This window comes from Mesorhizobium sp. M7A.F.Ca.CA.001.08.2.1 (assembly GCF_003998455.1).
Lineage (GTDB): Bacteria > Pseudomonadota > Alphaproteobacteria > Rhizobiales > Rhizobiaceae > Mesorhizobium > Mesorhizobium ciceri.
Genome location: NZ_RZPW01000330.1, coordinates 1 through 6462, shown reverse-complemented (window position 1 = coordinate 6462; position 6462 = coordinate 1). Strand labels below are relative to the sequence as shown.

Below are 6462 nucleotides of genomic sequence, written 5' to 3'. Positions count from 1 at the left end.
TCTTCAATTCACATGGTAAGATATCCCGACAGAAATCGAAGTCGGGTTTTCGTCTTAAAGTTTAGTTTAAATCTCCACATTAGCGCCAATGATATGTCGGTCACTTTCCAATGTTTTTGACGCCATTGGAATGGTATTTCTCCAGCGCTCACGGCAAATCAAATAATTTGGAGCATACTCGATATTAGCACGTCGTTCGCGTTTTCTTCACATGGCGCCAAATAATTGGAAGAAATGATGCAGCGTCAATTTAAACTAATGGCGGCAAAAAGCCCGTCACTTGCGGAAACGGGCTTTCTGACTGGCCAAAGGCAGGAGAGTGTCACACCGCCTTGCGGCTGGTTCGCACTTCCGTCCCGGCTGTTCTTTTTAGCGGCGGGAGATCAGCAGGCAAAGCTGGCGTAAGTCGCGATCGTAGGTCCCCTGACTGCCGAGCACGTCCACACAACGTTTCTTCATCCGTGCGAGTTGCGTATCCGACAGGTCAGCTACGACGTTGACCAGTCTACGATTGCTGGGATTAGAAGGATTGCTCGGATTGGAAGGGTTGGAGGGGCTTGTTTCAACGCCAACACCGGCATTGACACCATTGCCAACGCCCAGTCCAGCACCAACACCAATGCCGCTCGTGCCGCCCAAAGTTGCGCCAACACCTGCCGTCACGCCGTTAGTGCCACCAACCGTCGCACCTGCCCCAGCATTGATGCCACTAGAGCCGCCGACGGAGGCGCCCAGACCGGCATTGACGCCGCTGGAGCCACCGACTGAGGCGCCTGCGCCAGCATTGCCGCCGCTCGAACCCCCGATAGACGCACCCGCTCCGGCGTCCACGCCGCCCGAGCCGCCGATAGAGGCACCAGCACCGGCATTGATGCCGCCGCTACCCCCAACGGATGCGCCCGCACCGGCGCCAATTCCGGCGGCATTTGCCGGCATGCACAAAACTGAAATGATCACGCCACTCGCCAATGTTTTGGCAGTTCTCGCGAAGATACTAGCCATGACACTCTCCTGTGGTTGCCTTACGATGTGCAGCAAGCTTCGCCTGCCGCTCATATTAGTACGCGCTAAGGCGCCACCGAGTTGCACAATAGCCGGTATGATCCGGCGGTATAGTGTCCTGCGGATATAGGACAATGCTGATATTTTATTAAAATGCTTAAGAACAACTGTGGCTCGGTTGCCCCGGACGCGTTGCTACACGAGCGAATTGCCTGGCCATCCATGTTTCGGGTCCTCGCCATTCAGGAGGTCCACACTGTGACCGCGTACTTGTCAAGATAGCAGGCGCCCCCTCGCGCCATGAACACATCGAACTATGGCTTGAGCACCGCGGGCTGTCCAAATCTCTTCCGTAGTGGCCGGTGCGGTCCGTTGGGCCCAAAGGCCCCCACTGAACCAGCATTCTCCCTTTCCGCGTCTAGTGCGGCCGTAGTGGGTTCGCCTCTCGAGTCAGGGAGCTGTCGCATGGTCTAAAAGCCGGAAGTCCGACAGGGCGCACATTGGAATCGGCGCGATCAATGCCTTCGACGGTGATCGCGATCGTCGCGTTCTCGATCCCAATCCATCCCTTGGCTTTCCGGGGTTGCGGACGTCCTGCCTGCATTTCAGATATAGCAGTGAAAGCAGCTTAGCATAAGCGGCTCTAAGCGTCCTTCGGCAAAGACCCTGTCGCCATAGGGGAGACAAGAGCTCGCGGCTCAAGCCGGCCGCAAAATCCTGGCGATTGGTTGTCAGGATGACGCACATGCAGCTTGCCACTGGCGACAACCTTTGCTTGCCTGCCTGTTCCGCGACGAGAGGAGGCAGGCATGGAACGGTATTTCTCGGTGGCTATTGTGACGCTGCTTTGCAGCCTAATGATTTTTGGCATAGCGCTGACAGTCGCCAGAACCCACAAGAGGACGGGCGTTCTCGCCCCGACCATGACTGGGGATCCGCTGCTTGAGCGGACAATCCGCGCTAATTCAAACTCGATCGAATGGCTGCCGATCTTTCTTCCGTCGATGTGGCTTTTCGCGGTCTACTGGAGCGCGCCATGGGCGGCTGCACTGGGACTGCTTTGGATAATGACGGTTCCCGTCGGCACCGCTGAAGCGGTACCCCGGCTTCTTTATTCAATCTTTCGCCGCATGTGACCTTTCGCTTCAACTCGACAGCGTTCAAAAGGCGAACAAGAGTCCGGGCATAGCTTAGCCGTAGCGCCCACGGGTCTGCTGGCTGCCCAGTCAACACGTTAAACGCGGTCCAGCTTCGTTGGTTCTTTTCTGAGTTCATGTCTCTGGTGAGTCACCGTCGCTAGCCATACATCAAGCAGTGATCGATGATTCCGTGTGTCACGGGGCAGCTTAGCAACGGGCGAAGCTATCGGTGGTTCCGGCGAAACGAATACGAAGCAGGCGGTTGGACCGGCTTCGATTCAACGGCTGATGTCACAAGTGATGACTTGGAAGGCGCCAGAGGTCGTCAGCGCGTGAGATAGAATGACTGACGGCTAACACCGCCTCGTCCTTCCTGCGCGATAGCCTGATGACCTTCAAACGCATGAGCTGACTCGCAACACTGCGATTCAATTTAGCACACGTTTAATTAGCTCCGGAGCATTTTAACGAATCGTTGACCGCGCTGTCCCATTATAGGACGGCGCGGTCAAACCCCAACCGGACTGCGCAGGCGGCTCCGGCACTGAAGCGCCCGCCCAACTGTCGGAGTCGCCACCCACACCAACATACCAGCAATGGTTGAATCAACCGTTACCGCATGTGCTTTCCAATGTGCTTCCCTGATCGTTAGACTTTGACCGAGCGGACGGGAATATGCGCAGAACAGTTCGGTAACATTTGAGACAAGTCGATGGATATGACGAGCTATCTGATCTTGGTGGATCAATTCCCGGCAAGCTCTACAGCGGCGAGCCCAAAAAGGATATTCCTACATCTGTCCGACGTGCGGTCAGCAGCTCGACATGCGTCACCTTCGCCAAGGCGCTGGCCGCCGGTTGTGCCGCGCCGCCTCGCTCTGATTTCCTGACATTCCGATCGCTTGTCAAACGATCCAGCCCACATGCCGCACTTCCGCCGGGAATCGGGTCCATGACCATCGCGGATCCCGCCGATCAGGTCCCTGAGCTGGCGCTGCGTCCATGAGCGGCGCAGGGGGATTGATCCTTGCACTGAACCGTCCGAGGCGGTCTGCGAACAACTCGCCGTCCGGCCGGCATCGCCTTCTTCATGCTGCTCGCCCATCAGACCGCAAATTCCGCGACCATCGTAGCGGTCGCACGCATCGCCGTGATCGCTGAATTCGTGTTCACTGCAACCGCGGTGGTGGCTCATGCCCTCGCCTGGCATTCCGCCTATTCGCCGACCGAGAGGTGGATTGCGCTTTTCGATCCTGCTTTACCTCATTACCGGCCTGTTCTGGCTTCCAGTCGTGTGGATGCAGATCGAGATGCGCGATCTCTCGCCCTGCAGGCCGCGGCAGCGAAGCAAGCTTCACCACAGCGCTGCAACACCTTGGCACGTTCCGCCATTCCAGAAGGCGGCTACGACGACATGAATGCAAACACCATCTCCACCATTCTGGTTGTGGTCGCCCTGCGCCCACGGGCACATGGCCTGTAACTTCGCCGTGACCTCATCCCCTTGAGGGAACAATCTGACCGAGCCCCAGTTTGACCCAAACAAACACGGCCGATGGTTCGATGGAGGCATGCCATGAGATGGTTGAGCAAGCTGTCCGGGAGAGAATGCACCAGGATCGCGGTTCTGAAGAAGCTTTCCGTGACGAAGATAGCCGCAACGACCAGGGCGACCGCAACGGGCATGCTGACCGTCCCGATGAAGCTAGCCGTCATGGCGACCATTGGCGAAATCGTGGTGACTGGGGCAGAGGACACAGAATGGCTCGACACCGGGGGCACCAAATGATGCGCGGTGCCGGCATGCGACTTATGTTTGGCCTGTTGGACACGGATGGGGACAGGTCATTGAGGTTCAAAGCGCGGTCGGCAGGATGTTCAATAGCATCGACGAGAATGGTGACGGCAACATCGATCTAGACGAAATCCAGTCCCTCCTGCACGGCTCCAACGTGCATGGCACAAACAACGAAGACATGCCGTAGCTGCATCAAGACTGAGGAGCCGACTTCAGACGGAGCGGCAAGCGAGTCGCGGTCAGGCGAAGGCGCCGTTTGGAATGGCCCAAAATATTCTCTCAAGCTCCCGGAACATAGATCGGCCATTGCGGTTCGACAGGCGGCGGGCACGGTCGATGAATAGCATGGCCCGCTTGCCAAGCGCGGGTCCCGATCGACCTTGCCAACAGAGGAGCGGGCTATGCGTGCGTTGGTCTGGCACGGTAAGGAAGACATACGCTGCGATCAGGTCTCCGATCCAGAAATTGAGGATGAACGGGACGCGATTATCAAGGTGACGAGTTGTGCCATCTGCGGCTCCGACCTTCACCTTTACCACAACTACGTGCCAGCCATGCTGCCAGGCGACATTATGGGCCACGAGATGATGGGAGAGGTCGTGGAGGTCGGCAGGGGCGTCAACGGCGCTCTGAAGAAGGGAGACCGCATTGTCGTACCGTTCACCATAATCTGCGGTGAGTGCGACCAGTGCAAGAGACAGAACTTTTCGGTTTGCGAACGTACGAACCGCAAGAAGAACCTCGGCGACAAGGTGTTCGGGCACACCACCGCTGGTCTGTTTGGCTACACCCATTTGACGGGCGGCTATCCCGGGGGACAGGCGGAATACCTGCGGGTGCCGTTCGCCGACGCCACGCACGTAAAGGTGCCTGACAACCTTACCGACGAGCAGGTTCTCTTCCTCGGCGATATTTTTCCCACCGGATGGCAGGCCGCGGCACAGTGCGACATAGAGCCTACGGATACGGTTGCGGTGTGGGGCTGCGGCCCAGTCGGGCAGATGGCAATACGCAGCGCCCTGCTGCTCGGCGCCAAACAGGTGGTGGCGATCGATTGCCTGCCGGAACGGCTTTCCATGGGGGCGGCCGGCGGTGCCATCACCATTAATTTCGCCGAGGAAAGTGTCGTCGAACGGCTGCAGGAACTCACCGGCGCAAATGGCCCGGAGAAGTGCATCGATTGCGTCGGCATGGAAAGCCATGTCTCGCTGGCCCAGCCCGACACCGTCTACGATCGCGCAAAGCAGTTGATGCTGATGGAAAATGATCGACCGCATGTGTTGCGCGAGATGATCTATGTCTGCCGGCCGGCCGGCGTGATCTCGATCCCCGGCGTCTACAGCGGGCTGGTCGACAAGATTCCGATGGGACAGGCGATGAACAAGGGCCTCACCTTCCGCATGGGGCAGACCCATGTCACCCGTTGGACCGAGGATCTGCTGCGCCGCATCGTGGACGGCCAGATCGACCCTTCCTTCGTCATCACCCACACCGTCGGGCTCGAGCAGGGACCCGAGATGTACAAGGTGTTCCGCGACAAGCAGGACAGCTGCATCAAGGTAGTTTTGAAACCGTAGGGAATCGTCATGAACGTGGTCGCTAAACTCACCAACATCACCCGATCGCCTGGCGATCCCAAAGTGCTGCAGGCCGGGCCGAGTGTGGCCGGTGCCTTCGATGGCCTTGCCCGCAAGCTCGGCTGGTTCAGCATCGCGCTGGGCGTCGTCGAACTGGTTGGTGCCGAGCGGATTGCCGGTGCGCTCGGCATGAGCGGCAAGCAAGATCTCATCCGAGCCTATGGGGCGCGGGAGATAAGCAGCGGCATACTCTCGCTTTCCGTGGACAAGCAGGCTGGGCTTTGGAGCCGGGTGGCTGGCGACGGCCTGGACATCGCGACGTTGCTGTCAGCTTATCGGCATGACAATCCAAAGCGCGACAACGTGGGCATTGCGCTTGCCGTGGTCGCCGGAATCGCTTTGCTCGACATCATCGGTGCGAAAGGCGTCACCGCGCGCCACTCTCGCAGGGGGACCAAGCCGCGCGACTACAGCGATCGCAGCGGCTTTCCCGCAGGCACTGCCGCAGCCCGCGACTTTGCCCGCTCTGAGCGCGGCCAGGAGTCCGGCGCCGCCTGACAGAGTGCCGACCTTGCGCTATAAGCTAGTCTGGGGTTCCAGCCCTAAAACCAGGTTACCGATTTTGAGCTCGACGAGATTGTAGCCGCGCAACTTGCTATCGGCCCGGCCCCATCCTGCACCATGCCGATTTCTACGCCGGATGCGACCTGCTCGCCACGCCCCAGGTGTGGGTGCGGCGCAGTGCCTGCGAATTCGCCGATGGCGCTGACGATTTCCCGGCCGTCAGCATCGGTGATGACGGTGGCGTAGCGGGTCATGAATCACACTCCTGAATCAGCGCGCGTTGCGGAGACAACCTATTGATGGGAAGCTGGCTGTTCGAGGAGGACAGCAATGAGCAACGTCACCACGCATTACGGCAGCGACGGCATCGTCGAGCGTATATT

The 6462-nt window shown here is 58.8% G+C and carries 7 protein-coding genes and 1 pseudogene; 6 read left to right on the top strand and 2 right to left on the bottom strand.

Annotated features, from left to right (window positions below):
- Window positions 1-369: 369 nt before the first annotated feature.
- On the bottom strand, window positions 370-1002 hold the full coding sequence (locus EN914_RS19600) for a hypothetical protein (protein ID WP_013525013.1): 633 nt from the start codon (window positions 1000-1002) through the stop codon (window positions 370-372).
- 809 nt (window positions 1003-1811) lie between these two features.
- Here EN914_RS19600 and EN914_RS19590 point away from each other — a divergent pair.
- The 6 genes and pseudogenes from EN914_RS19590 to EN914_RS19565 all read left to right on the top strand — a co-directional run bounded on the left by EN914_RS19590 (window position 1812) and on the right by EN914_RS19565 (window position 6073).
- Window positions 1812-2138, top strand: coding sequence for an MAPEG family protein (locus EN914_RS19590; protein ID WP_013525012.1), 327 nt, complete (start codon window positions 1812-1814; stop codon window positions 2136-2138).
- Window positions 2139-3230: 1092 nt separating this feature from the next.
- A pseudogene (locus EN914_RS19580) lies at window positions 3231-3479 on the top strand (hypothetical protein); the annotation flags it as partial.
- Complete coding sequence (locus tag EN914_RS39260; RefSeq protein ID WP_407067796.1) at window positions 3406-3558, top strand: hypothetical protein; 153 nt, start codon at window positions 3406-3408, stop codon at window positions 3556-3558. The pseudogene EN914_RS19580 and the gene EN914_RS39260, both read left to right, overlap by 74 nt.
- A gap of 158 nt (window positions 3559-3716) precedes the next feature.
- The gene (locus EN914_RS19575; RefSeq protein WP_013525011.1) at window positions 3717-3929 is read left to right on the top strand and encodes a hypothetical protein; all 213 of its coding nucleotides are present in this window, start codon (window positions 3717-3719) and stop codon (window positions 3927-3929) included.
- A 410-nt stretch (window positions 3930-4339) separates the two neighbouring features.
- Window positions 4340-5515, top strand: coding sequence for a zinc-dependent alcohol dehydrogenase (locus tag EN914_RS19570; RefSeq protein ID WP_013525010.1), 1176 nt, complete (start codon window positions 4340-4342; stop codon window positions 5513-5515).
- A gap of 9 nt (window positions 5516-5524) precedes the next feature.
- The gene (locus EN914_RS19565; protein ID WP_013525009.1) at window positions 5525-6073 is read left to right on the top strand and encodes a hypothetical protein; all 549 of its coding nucleotides are present in this window, start codon (window positions 5525-5527) and stop codon (window positions 6071-6073) included.
- 44 nt (window positions 6074-6117) lie between these two features.
- On the opposite strand, the gene EN914_RS19560 is transcribed toward EN914_RS19565, so the two are convergent.
- Window positions 6118-6333 carry a hypothetical protein gene (locus EN914_RS19560; RefSeq protein ID WP_013525008.1) on the bottom strand — a complete coding sequence of 72 codons (216 nt, stop codon included), beginning with the start codon at window positions 6331-6333 and terminating at the stop codon, window positions 6118-6120.
- Window positions 6334-6462: the final 129 nt, after the last annotated feature.